Source organism: Faecalibacterium prausnitzii, from assembly GCF_049532945.1.
GTDB lineage: Bacteria > Bacillota > Clostridia > Oscillospirales > Ruminococcaceae > Faecalibacterium > Faecalibacterium prausnitzii_N.
The window spans coordinates 2861469-2884014 of sequence record NZ_CP186691.1 but is presented as its reverse complement, the minus strand read 5'-3'; the positions used below and the strand labels follow the sequence as shown (position 1 = coordinate 2884014).

The 22546-nt window shown below is 46.6% G+C and carries 21 protein-coding genes and 1 pseudogene; 17 read left to right on the top strand and 5 right to left on the bottom strand.

Annotated elements, in window-relative coordinates; translation table 11 throughout:
* The first annotated feature begins 32 nt into the window (after positions 1-32).
* The 16 genes from ACNQFG_RS14580 to ACNQFG_RS14505 all read left to right on the top strand — a co-directional run bounded on the left by ACNQFG_RS14580 (position 33) and on the right by ACNQFG_RS14505 (position 14580).
* Complete coding sequence (locus tag ACNQFG_RS14580) at positions 33-1220, top strand: UDP-N-acetyl glucosamine 2-epimerase (protein ID WP_423404500.1); 1188 nt, start codon at positions 33-35, stop codon at positions 1218-1220.
* A gap of 19 nt (positions 1221-1239) precedes the next feature.
* Positions 1240-1983, top strand: a complete 744-nt coding sequence (locus ACNQFG_RS14575; RefSeq protein ID WP_423405374.1) for a WecB/TagA/CpsF family glycosyltransferase — start codon at positions 1240-1242, stop codon at positions 1981-1983.
* Positions 1980-3029: a glycosyltransferase family 4 protein gene (locus ACNQFG_RS14570; RefSeq protein WP_302275584.1), complete on the top strand. Its 1050-nt coding sequence runs from the start codon at positions 1980-1982 to the stop codon at positions 3027-3029. Before ACNQFG_RS14575 ends, ACNQFG_RS14570 begins: the two co-directional genes overlap by 4 nt.
* Positions 3030-3123: 94 nt before the next feature.
* Complete coding sequence (locus ACNQFG_RS14565; protein ID WP_423405373.1) at positions 3124-3312, top strand: hypothetical protein; 189 nt, start codon at positions 3124-3126, stop codon at positions 3310-3312.
* 275 nt (positions 3313-3587) lie between these two features.
* Complete coding sequence (locus ACNQFG_RS14560; RefSeq protein WP_423405372.1) at positions 3588-4334, top strand: glycosyltransferase family 32 protein; 747 nt, start codon at positions 3588-3590, stop codon at positions 4332-4334.
* 5 nt (positions 4335-4339) lie between these two features.
* Entirely contained in the window at positions 4340-5455 is a 1116-nt protein-coding gene (locus ACNQFG_RS14555) for a polysaccharide pyruvyl transferase family protein (RefSeq protein ID WP_423405371.1), read from the top strand.
* Positions 5412-6644 carry an O-antigen ligase family protein gene (locus ACNQFG_RS14550; RefSeq protein ID WP_302275587.1) on the top strand — a complete coding sequence of 411 codons (1233 nt, stop codon included), beginning with the start codon at positions 5412-5414 and terminating at the stop codon, positions 6642-6644. The genes ACNQFG_RS14555 and ACNQFG_RS14550 overlap by 44 nt, the downstream gene beginning before the upstream one ends.
* Positions 6645-6680: 36 nt before the next feature.
* Positions 6681-7826: a Coenzyme F420 hydrogenase/dehydrogenase, beta subunit C-terminal domain gene (locus ACNQFG_RS14545; protein WP_423405370.1), complete on the top strand. Its 1146-nt coding sequence runs from the start codon at positions 6681-6683 to the stop codon at positions 7824-7826.
* A 2-nt stretch (positions 7827-7828) separates the two neighbouring features.
* The gene (locus tag ACNQFG_RS14540; RefSeq protein WP_423405369.1) at positions 7829-8836 is read left to right on the top strand and encodes a glycosyltransferase; all 1008 of its coding nucleotides are present in this window, start codon (positions 7829-7831) and stop codon (positions 8834-8836) included.
* A 1-nt stretch (position 8837) separates the two neighbouring features.
* Positions 8838-9200 (top strand): hypothetical protein, encoded by a 363-nt coding sequence (locus ACNQFG_RS14535; RefSeq protein ID WP_423405368.1) that lies wholly within the window; start codon positions 8838-8840, stop codon positions 9198-9200.
* The gene (locus tag ACNQFG_RS14530; protein WP_423406604.1) at positions 9155-9880 is read left to right on the top strand and encodes a polysaccharide pyruvyl transferase family protein; all 726 of its coding nucleotides are present in this window, start codon (positions 9155-9157) and stop codon (positions 9878-9880) included. Before ACNQFG_RS14535 ends, ACNQFG_RS14530 begins: the two co-directional genes overlap by 46 nt.
* An 18-nt stretch (positions 9881-9898) precedes the next feature.
* The gene (locus tag ACNQFG_RS14525) at positions 9899-11464 is read left to right on the top strand and encodes a lipopolysaccharide biosynthesis protein (RefSeq protein WP_423405367.1); all 1566 of its coding nucleotides are present in this window, start codon (positions 9899-9901) and stop codon (positions 11462-11464) included.
* Positions 11465-11469: 5 nt separating this feature from the next.
* A complete protein-coding gene (locus tag ACNQFG_RS14520) occupies positions 11470-12495 on the top strand; it encodes a Coenzyme F420 hydrogenase/dehydrogenase, beta subunit C-terminal domain (RefSeq protein WP_423405366.1) in 1026 nt (341 codons plus the stop codon).
* A gap of 61 nt (positions 12496-12556) precedes the next feature.
* Positions 12557-12757: a 4Fe-4S dicluster domain-containing protein gene (locus ACNQFG_RS14515; RefSeq protein WP_302275593.1), complete on the top strand. Its 201-nt coding sequence runs from the start codon at positions 12557-12559 to the stop codon at positions 12755-12757.
* A gap of 15 nt (positions 12758-12772) precedes the next feature.
* Positions 12773-14158: a phosphoglucosamine mutase gene (gene glmM, locus ACNQFG_RS14510; RefSeq protein WP_423405365.1), complete on the top strand. Its 1386-nt coding sequence runs from the start codon at positions 12773-12775 to the stop codon at positions 14156-14158.
* Positions 14159-14244: 86 nt separating this feature from the next.
* Positions 14245-14580: a hypothetical protein gene (locus ACNQFG_RS14505; protein ID WP_423405364.1), complete on the top strand. Its 336-nt coding sequence runs from the start codon at positions 14245-14247 to the stop codon at positions 14578-14580.
* Between the two features lie 853 nt (positions 14581-15433).
* Here ACNQFG_RS14505 and ACNQFG_RS14500 read toward each other — a convergent pair.
* The 5 genes and pseudogenes from ACNQFG_RS14500 to ACNQFG_RS14480 form a co-directional block, all read right to left on the bottom strand.
* Positions 15434-16655, bottom strand: a pseudogene (locus ACNQFG_RS14500) (carboxynorspermidine decarboxylase).
* Complete coding sequence (locus ACNQFG_RS14495; RefSeq protein ID WP_423405363.1) at positions 16655-17914, bottom strand: saccharopine dehydrogenase C-terminal domain-containing protein; 1260 nt, start codon at positions 17912-17914, stop codon at positions 16655-16657. The pseudogene ACNQFG_RS14500 and the gene ACNQFG_RS14495 overlap by 1 nt, the downstream one beginning before the upstream one ends.
* Positions 17915-17950: 36 nt before the next feature.
* Positions 17951-18826 (bottom strand): agmatinase, encoded by an 876-nt coding sequence (gene speB, locus ACNQFG_RS14490; protein WP_005943304.1) that lies wholly within the window; start codon positions 18824-18826, stop codon positions 17951-17953.
* Positions 18826-19683, bottom strand: a complete 858-nt coding sequence (speE, locus tag ACNQFG_RS14485; RefSeq protein WP_044953854.1) for a polyamine aminopropyltransferase — start codon at positions 19681-19683, stop codon at positions 18826-18828. Before speE ends, speB begins: the two co-directional genes overlap by 1 nt.
* 13 nt (positions 19684-19696) lie before the next feature.
* Positions 19697-21163: an aminotransferase class I/II-fold pyridoxal phosphate-dependent enzyme gene (locus tag ACNQFG_RS14480; RefSeq protein WP_097775018.1), complete on the bottom strand. Its 1467-nt coding sequence runs from the start codon at positions 21161-21163 to the stop codon at positions 19697-19699.
* 662 nt (positions 21164-21825) lie between these two features.
* On the opposite strand from ACNQFG_RS14480, the gene ACNQFG_RS14475 reads away from it, so the two are divergent.
* Positions 21826-22545, top strand: coding sequence for a LytR/AlgR family response regulator transcription factor (locus ACNQFG_RS14475; RefSeq protein WP_423405362.1), 720 nt, complete (start codon positions 21826-21828; stop codon positions 22543-22545).
* The last annotated feature ends 1 nt before the right edge of the window (position 22546 follow it).

Here is a 22546-nt window from a genome sequence, read left to right as displayed (position 1 = left end):
GAGAGGATACTGGTTGTCGATAGGAGATTTTTATGGAACACAATTTTACATGGAAAAACGACGGGCGCACCAAGGTCATGATTGGCTGCGGTACCCGTCCGGAGATCATCCGTCTGGCTGCGGTTATCAAACGCTGCCGGGAATATTTTGACTGCTGCGTGGTGTACTACAACCAGAACTGGGACAGAAACCTCTCCACCGTTTTCTGGGAAGACTTTGAACTGAAGAACACCTTCGGGGAGTATGGCCCTGACATTCTGGTTCCCGTGGTGGGCGAGAATTTAGGCGTAACCTGCGGAAATATCATGGGCCGCAGCTATGAGCTTCTGTCTGAATTGCAGCCGGAGGGCTATCTGGTGCTGGGTGATACCAACTCCTGCCTGTCTGCAATCAGCGCAAAGCGGTTGCATATCCCTCTGTTTCACATGGAGGCAGGCAACCGCTGCAAGGACGAGTGCCTGCCGGAAGAGACCAACCGCCGTATCGTTGATGTGATCTCTGATGTGAATATGTGCTATTCCGAGTTCGCCCGGAAGTATCTGGCGGATACCGGCCTGCCCAAGGAGCGTACCTACCAGACCGGCTCTCCCATGGCAGAAGTGCTGCACATGAATCTGGAGAAGATCCAGAAGAGCGATGTGCTGGAACGTCTGGGACTGGAAAAGGATAAGTACATTTTGCTGTCCGCCCACCGGGAAGAAAACATCGATTCCGAAAAGAACTTCCTGAGCCTGTTTACCGCTATCAACGCTCTGGCAGAGAAGTACGATATGCCCATCCTGTACTCCTGCCATCCCAGAAGCAAGCACCGTCTGGAACAGAGCGGCTTCCAGCTTGACCCTCGTGTCCGGGTCAATGAGCCGCTGGGCTTCAACGACTACAACAAGCTGCAAATGAACGCTTTAGCAATCGTCTCCGACTCTGGCACTCTGCCCGAGGAGAGCAGCTTCTATCTGTCCATTGGTCATCCCATCGCCGCCGTGTGCATCCGTACCAGTACGGAACGCCCTGAGGCGCTGGAAGCCGGTGACTTCATTTTGGCTGGTATTACCACTCGGGAACTGCTCAACGCCACCGATATGGCGATTGAAATGAAACAGAAGGGCGTTCTGGGTAAGCCCTGCCCCGACTATGTGGACGAAACCGTGTCCATGAAGGTGGTTCGCATCATTCAGGGATATGTGAATGTGGTCAATAAGATGGTGTGGAGAAAATACTGAGTTACAAAGTGAGAATGCTATGCGACGAGTAAATATATTAGGTGTTGAAATTTCGGCTGTTAACAAAGAAACCGCAATTCAATATTTGTTAGAAAACATGGACAAAGCAAGAGGAGGATATGTTTGCGCATGTAATGTTCATACTACTGTAACAGCACATGAGAATTTGGACTATCAAGCGGTTCAAAACAATTCATTTATGACTTTGCCAGACGGAAAACCCTTATCTAGCGTTGGAGTTCGTCGCGGGTATTCGGAAATGGGGCGAGTGACCGGTCCTGATTTTATGGAGCAAGTGATTGCTACTACAGAAAAAAGTGATGCTCGTCACTATTTTTATGGAACAACGCAAGAAAATCTGAATGCACTACTCGAATACTTAAAAGTGAATTATCCGCAATTATCTATTGTCGGCTGTGAGCCATCGTTGTTTAGGCCGTTGACGATACAAGAAGAAACGGAACTGTGCGATAGAATCAACGAATCGAAGGCGGACTTTGTATGGGTTGCACTCGGTGCACCACGTCAAGAAAAATTTTGTGCGAAACTTAGTAAAAAAACAAATGCCGTTTGGATAGCTGTCGGTGGAGCATTTAATGTTATTTCTGGAGTGATTCCGCGTGCACCGCAGTGGATGCAGGATCACAGCTTAGAATGGTTGTATCGCTGGAGCAAGGAACCAAAGAGATTGTTTAAGCGGTATGCAGAAACAAATTCAAAATTTATTTTTTATCTGATAAAAGAGAAGGTTGAAAAAAGATGAAAAAAAAAGTCTGCATGGTGGTTCCGAGCTTTACGGCCAAGGGCGGGATTACAGCTGTAGTCAATGGCTATCAGAATTCTCAATTGACAGAAGATTACGATGTGCGATTTATAGAAACCTATTGTGATGGAAAGATAATAAAAAAAGTTGCAATATATTTAAAGTCGATTTTTAAGTATTTATATGCTTTGATTTTTTGGAGAGCAGATATTATCCATATTCATTCTTCCTTCGGCGGCAGTTTTTATAGGAAGAAATTCTTTATAGACCTCGGGAGATTGTTCAACCTTAAAATTGTAAACCATATTCATGGATCATACTATGACGAGTTCTATTTTAAAGCTCCTAACTACAAGAAACGGATGATTCAGAAAACATACGAAAAATGTGATATATTTATTGTCTTGAACGAATCAGCAGAGGAAAATCTAAAACAAATCGTTCCTGATAAGCAAGTAGCTGTTATTGAGAACTATGGCATCTTAGAAACATCAGCAATACACAACTACAAGAACAGAAACGAAAATATTGTATTGTTCCTTGGCTTTGTTACAGAAAAAAAAGGGTGTTTCGATATGCCCCGAATTTCAGAGATAGTTTTACGAGAGGTACCAGATGCTCAGTTTATTTTGGGTGGAGTGGGAGAACTCGAAAAGCTTGGAAAGCTTGTAAATATAAATCATTTTAAATTTTTAGGATGGATAGAAGGTGAGAAAAAGAAGGAATGGCTAGAGAGAGCAAAGGTGTTTTTTCTGCCATCATATTCAGAAGCTATGCCAATGTCAATTTTAGAAGCAATGGGATGCGGGTTGCCTATTGTTGCATCTAATGTTGGTGGAATTCCTTCAATTGTGAGAAACAATATAAATGGATTTACTTTTATCCCAGGAGATGTTGAAGGAATGGCGGCGGCAATTATTAAGATTCTCAAAAATAGTAATTTAGCAAACAAGTTATCCGAAAACAGTGCGAGAATTATTGCCGAAGAGTATTCATTAAAGAGTCATATTGATGCAGTTGAGAAACTGTATGATGCACAAGCATGAAATTAGGATATAGAATTCTGGACATTTTTCGAAGAGGATTCAACAAGTTATTAATTGAGCCGGGGATGAAAAAGGCTTTTCTTCTTGCGGAGAAATGGTGAAAATTGGCGCAGGATGTGAACTTAAGCCGTTAAATAATATTGCGGTAGGAAACCATACCGAGATTGGACCACGAGCGTTATTTTGGATAACACGAGCAAAAATACACATTGGAGATAATGTCATCTTTGACCCCGGAGTAACAATAATCACAGGAAATCATCCGACAAATGTTGTCGGATGAAGTATCAACTCTATAAAAGAAAGTGAAAAGCCATTGGATTGTGATCAGGACGTTGTAATTGATAATGTTGTCTGAATTGGCTGTAACAGCACTATATTGAAAGGTGTTCATATCCATGAAGGGGCAATTATTGCAGCTGGAAGTGTAGCGACAAGAAATATTCCACCCTATGAAATGCGGAGGGTGCCGGCAAAAATGATAAAGGATTGATTTACTCCTAAGAAGCTTAATCAACATATAAAAATTATGCAGAGCGAATAGAAGGATAAAGCCGTATGAACAATATACCTAAAGTGATTCACTATTTTTGGTTTGGAAATAATCCCAAGCCTGAGATTGTTACAAAGTGCATTACATCTTGGAAAAAGTATATGCCTGACTGGGAAATCAAAGAGTGGAATGAAAACAACTATGATGTTCATTGTTGTGAATATGTAGAACAGGCATATGCTGCAAAAAAATGGGCGTTTGTTTCAGATTATGCAAGGTTTGACATTTTAAATCGATTTGGCGGATTGTATTTGGACACAGATGTTGAAATTCTAAAAGAAATTCCCGCTAAGTATTTTGAGTCGCCTTTTACGGCAGTTGATAATAACGGAATTGTTGCACCGGGATTGATTATTGCACTTCCTTGTGGGCATTGGTTAAGCCAAATGGTGTTGAAGTCTTATAAATATGATGGGTTTCATGATGGAAAGTTGACTGCAGAGGCCACAATCAATACAAGAGTAAAAGAGATACTCTTGAAAAAGGGATATGAAATAAAGGACGATTATCAGAAAATACAGGATATGATAATCTATCCGTCAGAATTGTTCTGTGGATTTGATGTGAATACACACGAATATGATATTACATCGAAAACACTTTCCGTTCATCACTATGCGTCTAGCTGGATGACGGATAAGCAGTTGAAAAAAAGAAAAATACAAAGCAAAATAAAGAAAGCATTTGGAATTAGCACATATAGAAAGTTGCTAAGATTTAAAAGAGCTATCTTTGGGATATCAAAGGAATAAAAAATATGATTGCAACAATTACGTTTCATCGAGCAATAAATTGCGGAGCAGCACTACAATCTTATGCGTTGCAATGCGCTATAGAGGATATAGGTGAAAAAGCAAGTGTTATTGATTATCGGTGTAAAAAACTTGAAGAGTCGTATAAATTGATTCATACTCCGCTAACAGGTAAGAGTTTGGCATCAGATATTTTGCATTTTCCGATGCAGGCTATCAGAGAGCACAAATTTCGCCAGTTCCAAAAAAAATATATCAGTGTAACAGCCCCGTGTTACACATTAGAGGATCTGAGTGAAATTGAAAAAGATTTCTCGATGATAATAACTGGAAGTGATCAGGTTTGGAATCTTGATCTTACAGGACATGATAAAGCGTTTTTTTTGAATTTCACTGACTATACTAAAAGGGCTTCCTATGCCGCAAGTGTTGGAAAAAAGGAATTGTATAAAGATACAGCAGTGGACTGTCGCGATGAATTGAAACGTTTCGAGTTTCTATCAGTAAGAGAAGACAGCACAGCGGTAGAATTGTGTGAAAAACTTGGGAAGATACCAGAAGTTGTAGTTGACCCGGTGTTTTTGCTGAAAGTTGAGCAGTGGAATCGAATTGCGAAAGAGTCTAAAAGTGCTAAACCATATATTTTTGTATACTGCCTTCATGAGTCATCTGTTTATGATGAAGCCAAAAGACTCTCTGAGAAAACAGGACTTCCGATTGTGTGTGTGCCAGCAAGTTGGCGATGCCCCGTAAAAGGAAAGATAATTCGTGACATGGGACCGCAGGAGTTTGTTTCGGCAATTCGATCGGCGGAATATGTTGTCACAGACTCTTTCCATGCTGCGGCATTTTCGATTATATATAATCGAAAGCTGATTCCAATTTTGAAGAAGGCTTACCCAGAATTGAATGAGCGGCTTACTTCACTGATAAAAATGTGTGGATTAGATGACGTGTTCGAACTAAAAGAAGAAGTATACGATCAAGTGAAGTATAGCGAGATCGGTGAAAAACTTAATACGCATATTGAAAGATCAAAGGATTATCTAAAGAGAATCGTAGATCGAGGAAGAGAAAATGAAAATCAGACTGCGCTGGTGGCCTCAGTTCAAAAAACTTAATCTGACAACAAAAATTTTTGTTATTCTTACTTTGCTATGTACATTTTGTGGAAACACTCCCATCTTGGGATATGTTACGAATATGATGCTTATTATGGTTCTCGTAATGTGTTCCACATGTGTCTTTAAGAGGCTGGGGAGAGAGGTTGTAGTAAATCGTACAAATCGGATTCTCGTATGGTTGCTGGGAGCATTCGCGACTTTTCTGATTTTTCAAAGCCGTTTTTCCTTTGATAAGGGTCTAACACTGATTTATGCAAGACGATATTGCGTTTATACGATTTTTCTTATATTGCTGACGCATGTAAAAGTCTATGATATTATAATTTCATTGTTTAAAGGATATAGCTGGATTGCGGGACTCTCAGCATTACTTATGACCATTCTGACCGGGAAAAAATCTGGAGGTCTACTGGGGGATTATCAGGCCGTTGGCATGATGATGTCAATTGCTTGCATTATATTCGTTATTGACTATTTTGAAAATCGCAAAAACTTTGTCAACATGATTGGATATTTACTATCATTAACATGTGTGTTTGTCAGCGGAAAGCGGACATTTTCTTTGCTAGCTATTTTATGTCTGGTAGGAATGTACCTAATTACAAGTGATAGGCATAAAACACAGAAAGCAGCCAAAATAGCTGTAGTGTTAGGTGTGTCACTGTTGATTCTTTATAATGTATTTCCACCCATCCGAGAGTTAGTGACACGTACTGTGCAACTTAACGCTGGAGGGGATGAGTTTACTCGCACAAGTGGAAGAAGTGGAATGTGGAAGGTGGCAATGAGCATATTCCTTTCACATAAACTTTTTGGAACAGGATTTGCAACATTTGCTGTTTATACGGGTAGCTTTTATCGATCTGAGTTATGGGCGGGAAAATATCTTACCCATAATATATACTATGGTCTCATCTCAGAGACTGGATTGGTTGGAACATTAATTCTCGTTTCATTTTTTTTCTATGCACTTATATGGTCATGCGTTGAATATTTGAAATACCGAAAGCAACTAGATTCTACATCAGTTCGGGTTTCTTTGTATGCTATCTTTGTGCAGATATGGTTTGTAATTTATGGATATTCCGGAAACGGAATATATGACGCAAACGAATTTTTCTTTTACATTATGGCGATTGCAATGATGATTGCAGTTGTACAGGAATCCAAAAATCTGACTTGCTGAATGTTGGAGATTATGAGTGGAGAGGATAGGTGCACAATGATCAATTCTGCAAAAATACCCTGTAGTGGATGTCTTTCCTGTTTGAATATTTGTCCTCGGGATGCTATTTCGTTAGCTGTAGACGAACGTGGCTTTTCCTATCCAGTTGTGAATCAAGGAAAATGTATCCAATGTGGGCTGTGTGAGAAAGCGTGTCCGTGCTATACAGCATTAGAAAATGTTCCAGTCCATGAAATAAAAGGATGGGGAGGAATACACGAGAATAACAATGTGCGGGAAAAAAGCCAATCTGGCGGTGCATTCGCTGCGCTCGCTGAAGTAGTTCTAAAAAGGAAAGGAACTGTATATGGAGCTGCAATCGATAAGGATTTTGAGGTAAAACAGAAGAGAATTGTTGACTTGAGTGAAATTGCATTGCTTCAGGGGAGCAAGTATGTGCAGAGTAATGTTGAAAGAACTTTCACGGAATGTGCAAGAGATTTGCTTGCGGGCAAAGAGGTCTTGTATTCTGGGACATCCTGCATAATCGATGGACTGCTTCATTATCTTCAGACACGTCGTATCAATACGGTCGGGTTAACAACAGTGGACTTAATATGCCATGGTGTTCCGAGTCCGGGACTTTATAAAGAAAACCTAAAAAGACTAGAAAACATTCATAATAGCAGCCTGTTGTCTTTGAATTTCAGAGACAATGGGTATGCCGGATGGCATACCCATTGTGAAACTTATCAGTTTCACAATGGGTGTATTGTTCACGAAAATTATTGGGCTGAGGTGATGTATTCACATATTGCTTTACGAGAGTGCTGCTATGACTGTAAGTACAGTGAGATAGTAAAAAGACCGGCAGATTTAACAATCGCCGATTTTTGGGGTGTTGAGAAATGCCATCCAAACTTTAAAGATGATAATGTAGGATGCTCACTTATTATTACACATACAGAAAAGGGGGAGGCTCTGTTAAAACAGGCTCCAATAAATCTTTTTGAAACAGATACAGAAAAAGCTGTAAGTTGTAATATGACGCGTCCTGCTCATAAACCAAAGTTTTACGATGCGTTTTGGAAGGACTATCACAATAATGGATTTGAGCATGCACTCAAAAAATATACAATTTATGGTGGAACACGCTTTAGAGTGAAACGCAAAATTTTAAAGGTGCTCAAACTTTGGGAGTAAAAATGATCTATTTAAGTGTGATTATCCCGGTGTACAATGCAGAAAAGTATCTTGAAGACTGCGTCAATAGTATTTTGAATCAGCAGTTTTCGGATTATGAAATTCTTCTTATTGACGATGGTTCTACGGATGGGAGCGCAGCTTTATGTGATAGGCTGTCGATGGAAAATGAAGCTGTAAAAACATATCATGTTCCGAACGGTGGTCCGTCAAAAGCCAGAAATTACGCTTTGAAAAAAGCGAGTGGTGTGTTCGTGCAGTTTGTGGATTCGGATGATCTAGTAGAGGAAAATGCGCTGTCTGCAATGTTTGAAAAAGCAAAAGTATCAAAGAGTTGTGCAATCACAGCTATAGCGGATGTGGTAAATCAAAATAATGAAGCTATTCAAACATTGACTGTGCCTGATCAAGGTGAAACGACGATACAAAGTGTTTTAAAAAATCTTACAGTGGAAAGCAAAGCTGTATATTTGCATTATTTATGGAATAAATGGTATCGATTGGATTTTCTAAAACAAAATAATATTTATTTTAGGGAAGATGTTCGTCTTGGAGAAGATTTTTTATTCAACTGTGAGATGTTCATGGTGGCAGAAACAATTGAAGGAACGGATATACCATTGTATCGATATTTTAAGAGAGGCAACGGAAGCCTTTCATCGAGCTTTAATCCATATGAGCTACAAAGAAGGCGGATGATGGATTCTATCTTTTTAAAGCTCTACCAAGAAAAGAATCTCTACAATGGCGCAGATAAGAAAAAAATCGAGCAGATGATCGGTTCAATTGCGTTAGCCAGTATACGTTCAGTTGTAAGCAAAAATGCTCCAAAACTAGAGGCACAGTTGAATTATATCGATTCGTTTTTGGCAAGTGAATATTATGACTTTCTTGATAAGTACCGCAAAATAGGAACCGCGTCTAAAGCAGATAAGATCGAGCTTTTTCTTTTGAAAAATCGGTGGAAATTTGCTTTTTTGATGCTAGAGAGAGTTCGAAAATCAAACTGATATGGGCAGAAAAATGAAAAAAGTTGCTATTGTTACGATTGAATCTTTGAACTATGGGAATCGGCTGCAGAACTATGCGCTACAGGAAATTTTGAAATCACTTAACTGCTCTGTAAAAACATTGCATAGGGTTCATGAATCTAGGACGGTAACCTCATGTGCGAAACGTATGGCCCAGAACATTTTGCAAACAAAGGCCGCAAAATTCCGCCAGTTTGATGTGAATATTGATTTTTCAGATATTATATTGGGAAAGGACGATTATCCCAATGGGTTGGCAGAAGAGTTTGACTATTTTGTGGTTGGAAGCGATCAGGTCTGGAATCCTTACTACGCTTTTGCGGGGGAGAATGCGATTTCTTAACTTTTGCAAAAAATGATCAAAAAATCTCTTATGCTGCGAGTTTTGGTGTGAGCATAATTCCTGAGAAGAAAGAAATAGAATATGCTGAATACCTAAAATCGTTCAAGTCAATTTCCGTGAGAGAACATCAGGGAGCGATTATTGTCAAGAAATTATCAGGCAGAGATGCAACAGTGGTATTAGATCCGACATTGCTACTTGATGAAGAAGATTGGATGAAGGTTGAGAAAAAATCGTTGTGTAGACCAAAAGGCAAATATATTTTTGTTTATGCTTTAGGTGATAAAACGGATCGATTCGAAGAAAAAATCAAACAGTTAAAAGAAAAATATGAGATTTTCGATGTTCGATCAGTTCAAAAAAACGGAAAGGAACTTCCTATTGGACCTTCAGAATTCCTATATTTGATTAGAAATGCTGAAGAGGTTCTCACAGATTCTTTCCATGCAACAGTATTTTCAATTATATTTCATAAGAAATTTGTTACATTCAATAGACCTGGTTTGAATATGAACTCTAGAATCGAGTCACTTGCCGAGTTGACAGGTGCAAAAAATCGATTGACTGAATGTGGCGATTTAAATTGTGAAACAGAAATCAATTATGTAAATGTTGATAGGATACTGGAAGAAGAGCGTAGGAAGTCATTTGACTTTTTGAAGGATGCTCTTACTGATTAAATGTAAGAGGACTTAAAAGTGGCAAAAATTGAGAGAACAAAAAATGCAACAAGAAATATAATATTTGGCGTGATTTTAAAGGCATATCAGATTATTGTACCGTTTTTAATGCGCACCGCCATGATTTATCTCATGGGCGTTCAGTATCTTGGATTGAATTCGCTTTTTACATCTATTCTTCAGGTGCTGAATTTAGCAGAACTTGGTGTTGGTTCTGCTATGATATATAGTATGTATAAGCCGATAGCTGAGGATGACAACGCAACAATTTGTGCATTGATGAAATTGTATAAAACTTATTACAGGATTATTGGCCTTGTTATTGCTGTTATCGGCTGCGCTTTAACACCATTTATCCCAAAGCTGATTTCTGGAGATGTTCCAGATAATCTTAATATTTATCTACTTTATCTTCTGAATCTTGGTGCTACAGTATTATCCTATTGGCTATATGCGTATAAAAATTGCATTTTACAAGCGCATCAAAGAGTAGATATTGTAAGCAAAGTTTCACTTGTAACCAGCACTATACAGTACGCATTGCAGTTATTGGTTTTATGGTTGTTTAAAGACTATTATCTTTATGTTATTGTTCTATTGGCAACGCAGGCATTAACAAATATTGCTACTGCTATGTGTGCAGATAGAATATATCCGCAATTTAAACCAAAAGGTCAAATTGCTACTGAAGAAAAGAAAGCAATCAATAACAGAATCAAGGATTTGTTTACGTCAAAAATTGGAGGTATTATATACGACTCTGCGGATACCATAGTCATTTCTTCTTTTTTGGGACTTACAGCGTTAGCAATCTACCAAAACTATTTTTACATCTTAAACGCAATAACGGGATTGATAACAGTTGTGTTTTCTGCTTGTACAGCTGGAATTGGAAATAGTATTGTTGTAGAAACGAAAGGGAAGAACTATAAAGATTTAAATAAGTTTACGTTTATAATATGTTGGGGTGCTGGTTTTTGTGCTGTTTGTTTGCTCTGTCTTTATCAACCTTTTATGGAGTTGTGGGTTGGTAAAGATTTAATGCTTTCATCCTCGGCAGTGATTTGCTTTGTGGTTTACTTTTTTGTACGACAGTTAAATTCTTTGTTTAATACATATAAAGATGCTTCTGGAATGTGGCATGAGGATAGGTTTAGACCATTAGTTGCAGCATTAACCAATTTGGCTTTAAACCTTATACTTGTGCAATTTATAGGTTTGTACGGCATTCTTATTTCTACTGTTCTAGCAATTGTTTGCGTTGGAATGCCGTGGCTTTTACATAACCTCTTTACAGTAATTTTTGAAAAGAAGTATTTGGTCGGCTATTTAAAAAATCTGTTGTATTACTGCTTCATCATTTTAATTAGTTGTACTATCACTTATTTTATTTGCACGAAGGTAAATGCTGGATTGATAACAACACTTGTTATTAGGGGAGCAATTTGTGTTGTACTTCCCAATTTGATTTATTTGTTTGCGTACTATAAAAGAATAGAATTTACAGATTCGCTTTTATTGGTAAATAAGATGACAAAAGGAAAATTACGGAGTGTTTTAACAAAATTGGGGATGCGAGAGTAAAATGAATGAAAGGAGATTATGAGGTGAAGCCAAAAAAAGTATATGCGGGATATAATGTGAATCAAGATGCGCGCCTCAGCAGTTCCTCTGGTGCCGTTTTTTCTTTGCTTGCAGAAAATGTCCTCTCTCAGAACGGAACCGTATATGGTGTGAAAATGTCGGATGATTGTTATTCGGCGGAATTTGCGCGAGTAACGGATATGGCGGGGCTTGTATGGCTTCGTGGGTCAAAGTATTTGCAGGCTAAAGTTGGGAATACATATAAGCAGATTAAAGATGATCTACTAGCCGGTAAACTTGTTCTTTTCAGCGGAACGGGCTGTCAGGTGAACGGGCTGAAGAACTTCTTAGGAAAAGAATATGATAATCTACTTTGTGTGGATGTGATTTGTCATGGTACACCATCACCAGCTCTATGGAAAAAATATGCAGAATACCAGGAAAAGAAAAACGGTGGTAAACTGAAGGGTATCAATTTCCGCTGTAAAGATGATAGTTGGACGGACTTTGGTATGAAAGAAGTTCTGGCAGAACTTCCACAGGGCGAAGCAAAACAGTTGTATATTTCAAAAGATAAAGACCCTTATATGCAAATGTTTCTGAGGAATTACTGTCTCCGGCCTTCGTGCTACGACTGTGCTGCAAAAAAGGTGAAAATGGCAGATTTGACTATTGCGGATTTTTGGGGAATTAATGATGTGGCTCCCGAAATGAATGATGGAAACGGTACGTCACTTATTTTAATTCGCACAGATAAAGGAATGAAGGAGTTTGAAACTATCAGTAGTAAGCTGAAGCTGAAAGAAGTAGCTTATGAAGATGGTGTGAAAAGTAATCCGGCAGAATATAAGTCTTGCTGTAGACCGTCGCAGAGAGACACTTTTTTTGAGGATATGGACGCTATGGAATTTGAAGAGCTTGAAAAGAAGTATGCTTCTCCAATAAAAGTAACATTTAAAAGTAGAGTAAAAAGAAAAATCAAGAATACAATTAAATCCGCCCTCAGAGCAATCGGGGGGGAGAGAGTATAAGCACAACGAAGAATATGGACTAATCTTTGTGTTTCGTATTTAATTGTCAGGAGTAAAATCAATGAAAGAACTTCCGGTACTATATAAACGAAAAGAAGAATGCTGTGGATGCACAGCCTGTTATTCGATTTGTCCAAAAGCGGCTATATCTATGGTAGAGGATGGAGAAGGCTTTGAGTATCCGCAGATAGATGAAAGTAAATGTATTTGCTGTTATCAATGTTTAAAAGTTTGCCCTTTTAAGATAGAGAAAGAAGCATAAGAGAGGTAATAAAATATGGGAAAGTATTTTGGAACAGATGGTTTTCGTGGTGAAGCCGGAATTACATTAACAGCAGATCATGCCTATAAAGTAGGTCGCTTCCTTGGCTGGTATTACAATGCACTGCGCGCGCGCAACGGCAACAACGAGCCTGCACGCATCGTCATTGGCAAGGACACTCGCCGCAGCTCCTATATGTTCGAGTATAGCTTGGTTGCTGGTCTGACTGCTTCCGGCGCAGACGCCTATCTGCTGCACGTCACTACTACGCCCAGTGTGGCCTACATCGCCCGCGTGGACGACTTCGACTGTGGCATCATGATTTCTGCCAGCCATAATCCCTACTACGATAACGGCATCAAACTGATCGACTGCTATGGCGAGAAAATGCCCGAGGAGATCCTGTTGCTGGTAGAGGACTACATCGACGGAAAGCTCCATGTGTTCGATAAGGACTGGCCGGAGCTGCCTTTCGCTCACAGGGAACACATTGGCTGCACGGTGGACTATGTGTCCGGCCGCAACCGCTACATGGGCTATCTGATCAGCCTTGGTATCTATTCCTTCAAGGGTGTCAAGGTTGGCCTGGACTGCGCCAACGGAAGTTCTTGGAACATCGCTAAAAGCGTTTTCGATGCGCTGGGTGCTGACACCTATGTCATAAACAATAAGCCGAACGGTCTAAACATCAACAATAATGCCGGCTCTACGCATATTGAGGGTCTGCAGAAGTTTGTTGTGGAGAAGGGTCTGGATGTTGGTTTTGCCTTCGATGGTGACGCCGACCGCTGCCTGTGCGTGGACGAGAAGGGTAATGTCATCACTGGTGACCATATCCTGTATATCTATGGCTGCTATATGAAAGAGCGTGGCAAGCTGCTGACCAATACTGTGGTTACGACTGTCATGTCCAACTTTGGTCTGTACAAAGCGTTTGATGAGCAAGGTATCGGTTACGCCAAGACTGCTGTGGGTGACAAGTACGTATACGAGTACATGGCGAAGAACGGCTGTCGTATCGGTGGTGAGCAGAGCGGTCATATCATTTTCAGCAAGTATGCAAGCACCGGCGATGGTATCTTAACCAGTCTGAAGATGATGGAAGTCATGCTGGCTAAGAAGAAGCCGATGAGCGAGTTGGCGGCACCGCTGAAGATCTATCCGCAGGTGTTGGAGAATGTTCGTGTGACCGATAAGAAGGCTGCACAGAGTGATCTGGCGGTGCAGGAAGCTGTGTCTAAGGTTGCTGAGGCACTGGGCGATACTGGCCGTATTCTGGTTCGTGAGTCCGGCACTGAGCCGGTTGTTCGTGTTATGGTGGAAGCACCTGACCATGATACCTGCCAGAAGTATGTCTCTCAGGTCGCGGAGGTCATCAAGGCCAAGGGATACGTTGTCTAACGCATATTTTGCCGATATAAATTGCTTGCCATTCAATGTTTGTAATGCTATACTTGCCTTATAAATACTGAATGGAGGTGTCCCTTATGCCCCGTCCCAAAGGAAGCAAGAACAAGCCCAAGACCGCAAAAGCAACCGTTGACTTTGCTGCACAGATTGCCGAAAAGCAGGCCGCAAAGGAAGCCGCTGCCGCCGAAATTGCATCCATCACTGCGAATATTGATGCGCTGAAAGCCGACCTGAAAACCAAGAAGGCAGAGCTGAAATCTATCGACAAGGATATCGTCAGAATCGAAGCTAAAAAGGTCAAAGCTGAAACCAAAGCAGCGGAATCTGCAAAGAAAGCTGAAGCAGAGGATGTGCTGAAAAAGCTGCTGGCCAGCGGGATGAGTGCGGACGAGATCCTTGAAAAACTGAAATAAACTTTTCAAAATTCTAAACCGTGTGGGTGTGGTTACAAAATCTCATCCATGCGGTTTTATAATAGAAAAATATTTCATATCAAACAACAGTGTGCCTGTTTTTATTCCATGGTCCAAAATCACTTCCGGTGAAATTTCAGCAAAAGAGGTAGCAGGGGAGAGCACAGGCAAAGTAGGGACTGAGCAAATAAACAGTAATGAACATCACAGATAAGAAGTAATCGAATCCGTCAGCACATCAAAACAGCTTCAATCACTTCAAAAGTATTCTTCAAATCAGAGGAAACCTATCACTCAATTCCGTCCATCAACCCCTCATCCAACCCCTCATCACACCCACTCTGAGGAGCGCATCTGGGCAGGGCAAACGCCCCGGCGGAAGCCCCGGTCCCGGACGCTCCGAGGAGTGCACGATACTATGCGAAAATCATATGCACGTAAAAAGAAGTAAAATGTATAGAATAATGCTAAAACAAAAAATCACGAAAAAACTTGCAAATGACGCTGAAACGTGATATAATCGTGGTACGAACAAGCCGGTTTTGGTACGACAACGAGAACTCCTACACCTCTCAGATGGTCCGTACCATTAAGTACTTCGCTGAGAACTGCTAATCACAGCTCTACGCTCAAAAGTGCTTGAGGTGCCGTGCTGAATGACAGCTAGTATTGGCTTTGTTGGTACGAACATGCTGTGATTGGTACGACAACAGGATAACGAGTTCAACACCCTTCCTTTTGCGGGTTTCCGCAGAGGGAAGGGTGTTTTTGTTATGTGAGCTCCATCATAAACCACGCGCCCCTTCCGATGTGGTCTGCCACAGGGAAGGGGCGCATTTGAATGCGGGATATTTTATTTTTTGCTATTTCCCACCCGCATCTTGAAATCGCTGTAGCCGAACTTCACCAGCTCCCGGCAGGTGCCGTTTTCGTCCATTGCCCAGATGGGCGGCAGCGGCATCCCGTTGAAGGTGTTGTTCTTGCAGGTGGTGTAGATGGCCATATCGCCGAAGAGGAGACGGTCGCCCTCGGTGAGGGGAGCGTCGAAGCTGTAGTCGCCGATGATATCCCCGGCCAGGCAGGTCGGTCCGCCGAGCCGGAAGGTGACGGCCCTTTCGCCGGGGTCCCCGGCATCCAGCAGCGGCGGGCGGTAGGGCATCTCGATCACATCCGGGATGTGGCAGGCCGCAGACATGTCCAGAATGGCAAGGCTCGTCTCGCCATTTTGCAAAGTATCCAGCACAGTGGTAACAAGATATCCGGCGTTCAGCGCCCATGCTTCGCCCGGCTCCAGATACACCTGCACGCCGTACTTCGTCTGCGTCTCGGTGATGCAGCGCTCCAGCGTGGGCAGGTCATAGCCGGGGCGGGTGATATGGTGCCCGCCGCCAAAGTTGAGCCACTTCATCCGGGGCAGAAGATCCCCGAACTTTGCGGTCTTCCACCGCCGCCAGCGTCAGGGCCAGTGCATCGGCATCCTGCTCGCACAGGGTGTGGAAGTGCAGTCCGTCCAGTAATTCGGGCAGGGCCGGGTCTGCCTGCACGGCGGCATCCCACTGGGCGCGGGTGGTGCCAAGGCGGCTGCCCGGGGCGCAGGGGTCGTAAATTGCATGGCCTTCCTGCGTGGAGCACTCCGGGTTCAGCCGCAGGCCCACGCTCTTGCCCGCCGCCTTTGCTGCCGGGCCAAACTTTGCCAGCTGGCTGGGCGAATTGAACACGATGTGGTCGGCGTACTGCAGCAGCTCCGCGAACTCGTCTGCCCGGTAGGCCGCGCAGAACACATGGTTCTCTTTTTCCGGCAGCTCTTCTTTGCCAAGGCGGCTCTCGTACAGGCCGCTGGCCTCGGTGCCCGCCAGATAAGGAGCCAGCACCGGGTAAACATTAAAGTTGGAAAAAGCCTTCTGCGCCAGCAGAATTTTGCAGCCGGTGCGCTGCTGCACCCCCAGCAGAAGTTCGCCGTTGCGGCGCAGCTGCCCTTCGTCCAGCAGGTAGCAGGGGGTGGGCAGGGCAGACAGCGCGGTCTCGGAGAGGTTCGCCAGCCCGGCAAAGGGCGGGCGGGTATCGGCCAGCCGCATCAGTCCACCAGCGCCGGGCTGTGGCTCTCGGAACGGGGCAGGCCGTACTTGTCCAGAGCGTCCAGATACGGGTCCGGATCAAACTCTTCCACAGTGTGCACGCCCTTGGTGGTCCACTTGCCGGTGAGCAGCATCAGTGCGCCGCACATGGCCGGTACGCCGGTGGTGTAGCTGATGGCCTGAGAGCCGACCTCCTTGTAGCACTCCTGATGGTCGCACACATTATAAATATAGTAGGTCTTTTCCTTGCCGTCCTTCTTGCCGGTGAAGATGCAGCCGATGTTGGTCTTGCCCTTGGTGCGGGGGCCGAGGCTGGCGGGGTCCGGCAGAAGCGCTTTCAGGAACTGGATGGGCACGATCTCCTGCCCGTTGAAGTTGACCGGGGTGGTGGACAGCATGCCCACATCCTCCAGACAGCGCATGTGGTCGAGATAGCTCTGGCCAAAGGTCATGAAGAAGCGGATGCGCTTTGCCTCCGGGATGTTCTTGGCAAGGGACTCGATCTCCTCGTGGTGCAGCAGGTACATATCCTTGTCGCCCACCTGATCGAAGTTGTATTCCCGCTTGATGCTCATAGCCGGGATCTCCACCCAGTGGCCGTTCTCCCAGTAGCTGCCGGGAGCGGACACCTCGCGCAGGTTGATCTCCGGGTTAAAGTTGGTGGCAAAGGCATAGCCGTGGTCGCCGCCGTTGCAGTCCAGAATATCAATGGTGTCAATGGTGTCGAACTCGTGCTTTTTGGCGTAGGCGCAGTAAGCCTGGGTCACGCCCGGGTCGAAGCCGCTGCCCAGCAGGGCGGTCAGGCCGGCTTCCTCAAACTTCTTTGCGTAGGCCCACTGCCAGCTGTAATCAAAGTAGGCGGAGAAGCCTGCTTCCTTGCAGCGCTTCTCGTAGATGGCACGCCACTCCGGGTCGTCGGTGTTCTCCGGCTCGTAGTTGGCGGTGTCCATGTAGTTTACGCCGCAGGCAAGGCAGGCATCCATGATGGTCAGGTCCTGATAGGGCAGGGCAATGTTCATCACGAGGTCGGGCCGATAAGCCTTGATGAGGGCGATCACTTCGTCCACCTTGTCGGCATCCACCTGTGCGGTGGTGATCTTGGTAGCGGTTTTGGGGGCCAATTCTGCAGCCAGCTTGTCGCACTTGGACTTGGTACGGCTGGCGATGCAGATCTCGGTGAACACCTCGGGCACCTGACAGCACTTGTGGATGGCAACGGAGGCCACGCCGCCGCAGCCGATGATCAGAACTTTGCTCATGATTTTTCTCCTTTATGTCAATGTGTGCAAATTCGGTCAGACCTGAAAGCCGGGCCAGCCCTTGTCCAGCGCGATCAGCGTTTCGCGCAGCACCTTGCAGGCGGTGGCGGTGGAAACGCCGGTGGTATCCAGCGTGGGAGCCAGCTCGTTGAGGTCTGCGGCTACGATGTTGGCTTTCGTCACGGTGCGGATGGCATCCAGCAGCTGCAAAAAGCTCACGCCGCCGGCTTCGGGCGTGCCGGTGCCGGGGAAGCAGGAGGGGTCCAGACAGTCGAGGTCGATGGTCAGGTAGACGGGCACCTTGCTCTCGCACAGCTGTTCCGTCAGCTCAGCAAGGCCGGTAAAATCGAATTTGTGCATCTCGGTGTGCTGGGCTGCAAACTCGAACTCGGCGCGGTCGCCGCTGCGGATGCAGAACTGATGGATGCGGCCGTCGCCCACCAGCTCATGGCAGCGGCGCAGCACGCAGGCGTGGCTCAGCTTTGCACCAAGGTAGTCGTCCCGCAGGTCGGCGTGGGCATCAAAGTGCACGATGTGCAGATCCGGATATTTCTTCACAGCAGCCCGCACGGCACCCAGCGTCACCAGATGTTCACCGCCCAGCAGCAACGGGAACTTGCCGTCCTGCAGGATCTCCTCTGCGCGGGCTTCGATGTCCGCAAGGGCGCTCTCGCTGGAGCCGAAGCACAGCTCCAGATCGCCGCTGTCGAAGATGTCAAAATCGGTCAGGTCGGCATTCTGGTAGGGGCTGTAGGTCTCCAGACCATAGCTTTCGTGTCGGATGGCCGCCGGGCCGAACCGTGCGCCCGGGCGGTAGCTGGTGGTGGAATCGTAGGGCGCACCGTACAGCACGATGCTGGCGGCGCGGTAGCTGCTGTCACAGCCGATGAAGTTTTCAATGTTGGGTTGCATCAGTGTTCCTCCACTTCCCGCAGCATTTCCTCAAGGAATGCCGGCAGGTAAAATGCGCCGACATGCAGCCGGGCGGTGTAATAGCGGGTGCGCATGTTCAGCGCCTTCCATGCGTCTGCATCTAGATCATCGATGGGATGATACTTTTTGCTGGCAAAGCCGAACAGCCAGTACCCAGCCGCAAAGGTGGGAATGTGTGCCTGATACACTCGGCTGATGGGGAAGGTGGACGCAATGCGCTTGTGGCTGCGCTGCATGGCGCTGGCATCCTCGGCATAGAAGGGGCTGCCCTGCTGGTTCACCATGATGCCGTCCGCTTTCAGGGCATTGAAGCAGCTGCCGTAGAACTCGCGGGTGAACAGACCCTCGGATGGGCCGAAGGGATCGGAGGAGTCCACGATGATGAGGTCGTACTCCTCCTCGCAGCGGCGGATATACTTGAGGGCGTTCTCAAAATAGATGTGCACCCGGCGGTCATCCATACGGCAGGCGTTGCTGGGCAGGAAGGCGCGGCAGGCTTCCACCACCTGCGGGTCCATCTCCACAAGGTCGATGCGCTCCACCCGGTCGTAGCGGGTCAGCTCCCGCACCACGCCGCCGTCACCGGCACCGATGACAAGGATGTCTTTTGCCTGCTTGTGCACCGCCATGGGCACATGCACGATCATCTCGTCATAGATGAATTCGTCGCGCTCGGTCAGCATCACATTGCCGTCCAATGTGAGCACCCGGCCAAACTCCGGCGTTTCAAAAATATCGATGCGCTGGTAATCGCTCTGCTTGGAGTAGAGCTGTTTGTTCACCCGGATGCTGTGCTTCACGTCCGGGGTGTGAAACTCAGAAAACCAAAATTCCATCTGCATTCCCTCCTTATGCCAGAACGTTCAGCCGCTCGATGTCCGGGTCCTCGGGGCCGGTCATGCTGCAGCCCTTGGCCTTGGCGTACTCGATGTAGTTCAAAATTTCCTTGGTGATGCGCTCGCCCGGGGCCAGAATGGGAATGCCCGGCGGGTAGCACATGACGAACTCGCTGCACACCATGCCCTCGGTCTCCCGGAGCGGCAGGCTCTTTTTGGGCGCATAGAACGCTTCCTGCGGGCTGGCGGCCACAACGGGGTCGATGTATTCCTGGCTCAGCAGGCCGGAGCCATCGGTCTGGTAGCGGCGCTTGATCTCGGCCAGCGCGCTGACCAGACGCTCCACCTCCTGCGGGCGGTCGCCGATGGAAAGATAGGCCAGAATGTTGCCAATGTCGCCGAACTCGATCTGGATGTCGTACTCATCGCGCAGGATGTCGTACACCTCAATGCCTGCAAGGCCGATATCCAGCGTGTGGACGCTGAGCTTGGTGGTATCAAAGTCAAAAACGGAGTCGCCGTTGCACAGCTCCTTGCCAAAGGCGTAGTAGCCGCCCACGGCGTTGATCTCCTCGCGGGCATACTCGGCCATGTCGGCCACTTGGTGGAATACCTGCCGCCCGCGCTGCGCAAGGTTGCGGCGGGAGATATCCAGACTGGACATGAGCAGGTAGCTGCCGGAGGTGGTCTGGGTCAGGTTGATGATCTGCCGCACATAGCCCGGGTGCACATTGGGGCCGATGAGCAGCAGGCTGGACTGCGTTAAACTGCCGCCGCTCTTGTGCATGGAGACGGATGCCATATCAGCCCCTGCCGCCATGGCAGACACCGGCAGGCCGCCGCCAAAGTAGAAGTGGGTGCCGTGGGCTTCGTCCGCAAGGCAGAGCATCCCGGCATCGTGGGCCATTTTTACGATGGCGCGCAGGTCAGAGCAGATGCCGTAGTAGGTGGGGTTATTCACCAGCACAGCCACAGCATTCGGATGCTCTTTAATGGCCTTTTCCACCTGTTCCCGCTTCATGCCCAGCGAGATGCCAAGGCGCTTGTCCACCTCGGGGTTCACATACACCGGCACCGCGCCGCACAGTACCAGTGCGTTCAGCACACTGCGGTGCACATTGCGGGGCAGAATGATCTCATCACCGCGCTTGCAGGCGGTAAGCACCATGCTCTGCACACTGCTGGTGGTGCCGCCCACCATGAGGAACGCGTGGGCAGCGCCAAAGGCATCTGCGGCCAGCTCTTCTGCTTCCCGGATGACCGATACCGGGTGGCAGAGATTATCCAGCGGCTTCATGCTGTTCACATCCACGCCCACGCACTGCTGGCCCAGAAAGGCGGTCAGCTCCGGGTTGCCGCGGCCTCGCTTGTGGCCGGGCACATCAAAGGGCACCACCCGCATTTTGCGGAACTGTTCCAGCGCTTCATAGATGGGCGCACGGTTCTGGTTCAGCCGGAACCGTGTTCGGTTCTCACTCATGTTTTTCCTCCGTCCCTGATCCCGATGCAAACAAAAAAGCGCAGGACCAACACCCAAAGGTGCAGACCTGCGCTTTGCAAAAAGCGTTTGAATGTGCGCACAAAGCCCCCGGCGGCGAGCCGGAGCCGGACGGTGTGCAGGATCCAAAAGACGGGATTATGAGAGTCTATATAGCAATTCTGCTTTTACTGCTCTTTATTGACCGTTTCACAAGTCTGCACACTGACTGCGCAATTTCATGGTTGTAAAGGAACCAACTTATAAAATTTGAGCTGCTAAGCTCAATCAATAATGGCGGCTGTGCCGCCGGTCGGCAGTGGACCCGGCTGTCCGTATGGCCTTAGCCCCGCTGGGCGGTCCATGGTAAATTGCTTTGAAAAGACTCTGCTATGCTTTGTCTCTCAAAATCAAATGTGATTTTATCATGCCGGTTTCGCGCTGTCAATCCTTTTTTGAAAAAATGTGAAAAAAGGAATGAAAAAATACAGATTATAGAGAAAGCGGCAGGAACCGGGCAGACCAGGCGGATTCGGTGTTTTCCGACACGCTTTGGCGGCGCAGATGGGGCAATTCTGCGTGAAAGGGGGTGTTTCGTGCGTGAAAGGCAGGTGCAGGGGGCGGAAAAATGTGGTACAATCAAGTTGCAAGGGGGGAGCGTAGCGATGGAGCTGCGGATCGCGATTGTTGAAGACCAGAAGTTTGAAGCCCAGCAGCTGGAGCGGCTGCTGCGGCAGGCGTGGGGAGATCCTGTCGTCTGCGACCTGTACGAGAGCGGCGACGCATTTTTGCACAGAGCCGCCGCCGGGCCGTATGCCGTGGTGTTTCTGGACATCTGCATGGAGGGCACGAACGGCATCGGGACGGCCCGGCTGCTGCGGGAAAAGGACCCGCATCTCCTCATCGTGTTTGTGACATCCTCGCCGGAGTACGTGTGGGATGCCTTTCCGGTACATCCATTCGATTATCTGCTCAAGCCTTATAAGGAAGAAAAGTTTGAGCAGCTGGCAGGGGAGCTGCGGCGGGTGCTGTGCCGCCAGCAGCCGGAGCTGGAGGTGCGCATTGCCCGGCAGATCGTGCGGCTGCCGCTGAATAAGATCCTGTATGCGGAATCCCAGAACCACTTCGTCCGGATCGTGTCCGACGACGGCGAATGCCGGGCCGCTGCCACCTTTGCGCAGGTGGAGCAGCAGCTGAAGACGCAGGAGAACTTTCTTGTCTGCAACCGGGGCCTGCTGCTGAACATGGATAAGGTGCTGCGGTTTGAGGGCGACTGCATTGAAATGCTGGACGGTGCCCGGCTGCCCGTCCGCCTGAAGGATAAAAACAGCCTGTTTGCACAATTCACACAATATCAATTCCGCCACATGCAGCGGGAGTTCTGAG

Excerpts from the sequence above, each read along its gene's own strand:
- ACNQFG_RS14475 (WP_423405362.1), top strand. The coding sequence starts at position 21,826 with ATGGAGCTGCGGATCGCGATTGTTGAAGACCAGAAGTTTGAAGCCCAG.
- ACNQFG_RS14520 (WP_423405366.1), top strand. The coding sequence starts at position 11,470 with ATGAAAGGAGATTATGAGGTGAAGCCAAAAAAAGTATATGCGGGATAT.
- ACNQFG_RS14505 (WP_423405364.1), top strand. The coding sequence starts at position 14,245 with ATGCCCCGTCCCAAAGGAAGCAAGAACAAGCCCAAGACCGCAAAAGCA.
- ACNQFG_RS14535 (WP_423405368.1), top strand. The coding sequence starts at position 8,838 with ATGGGCAGAAAAATGAAAAAAGTTGCTATTGTTACGATTGAATCTTTG.
- ACNQFG_RS14480 (WP_097775018.1), bottom strand. The coding sequence starts at position 21,163 with ATGAGTGAGAACCGAACACGGTTCCGGCTGAACCAGAACCGTGCGCCC.
- ACNQFG_RS14555 (WP_423405371.1), top strand. The coding sequence starts at position 4,340 with ATGATTGCAACAATTACGTTTCATCGAGCAATAAATTGCGGAGCAGCA.
- ACNQFG_RS14495 (WP_423405363.1), bottom strand. The coding sequence starts at position 17,914 with ATGAGCAAAGTTCTGATCATCGGCTGCGGCGGCGTGGCCTCCGTTGCC.
- ACNQFG_RS14570 (WP_302275584.1), top strand. The coding sequence starts at position 1,980 with ATGAAAAAAAAAGTCTGCATGGTGGTTCCGAGCTTTACGGCCAAGGGC.
- ACNQFG_RS14540 (WP_423405369.1), top strand. The coding sequence starts at position 7,829 with ATGATCTATTTAAGTGTGATTATCCCGGTGTACAATGCAGAAAAGTAT.
- speB (WP_005943304.1), bottom strand. The coding sequence starts at position 18,826 with ATGCAACCCAACATTGAAAACTTCATCGGCTGTGACAGCAGCTACCGC.
- ACNQFG_RS14565 (WP_423405373.1), top strand. The coding sequence starts at position 3,124 with ATGGTGAAAATTGGCGCAGGATGTGAACTTAAGCCGTTAAATAATATT.
- speE (WP_044953854.1), bottom strand. The coding sequence starts at position 19,683 with ATGGAATTTTGGTTTTCTGAGTTTCACACCCCGGACGTGAAGCACAGC.
- ACNQFG_RS14545 (WP_423405370.1), top strand. The coding sequence starts at position 6,681 with ATGATCAATTCTGCAAAAATACCCTGTAGTGGATGTCTTTCCTGTTTG.
- ACNQFG_RS14515 (WP_302275593.1), top strand. The coding sequence starts at position 12,557 with ATGAAAGAACTTCCGGTACTATATAAACGAAAAGAAGAATGCTGTGGA.
- ACNQFG_RS14575 (WP_423405374.1), top strand. The coding sequence starts at position 1,240 with ATGCGACGAGTAAATATATTAGGTGTTGAAATTTCGGCTGTTAACAAA.
- ACNQFG_RS14580 (WP_423404500.1), top strand. The coding sequence starts at position 33 with ATGGAACACAATTTTACATGGAAAAACGACGGGCGCACCAAGGTCATG.
- ACNQFG_RS14550 (WP_302275587.1), top strand. The coding sequence starts at position 5,412 with ATGAAAATCAGACTGCGCTGGTGGCCTCAGTTCAAAAAACTTAATCTG.
- ACNQFG_RS14560 (WP_423405372.1), top strand. The coding sequence starts at position 3,588 with ATGAACAATATACCTAAAGTGATTCACTATTTTTGGTTTGGAAATAAT.
- glmM (WP_423405365.1), top strand. The coding sequence starts at position 12,773 with ATGGGAAAGTATTTTGGAACAGATGGTTTTCGTGGTGAAGCCGGAATT.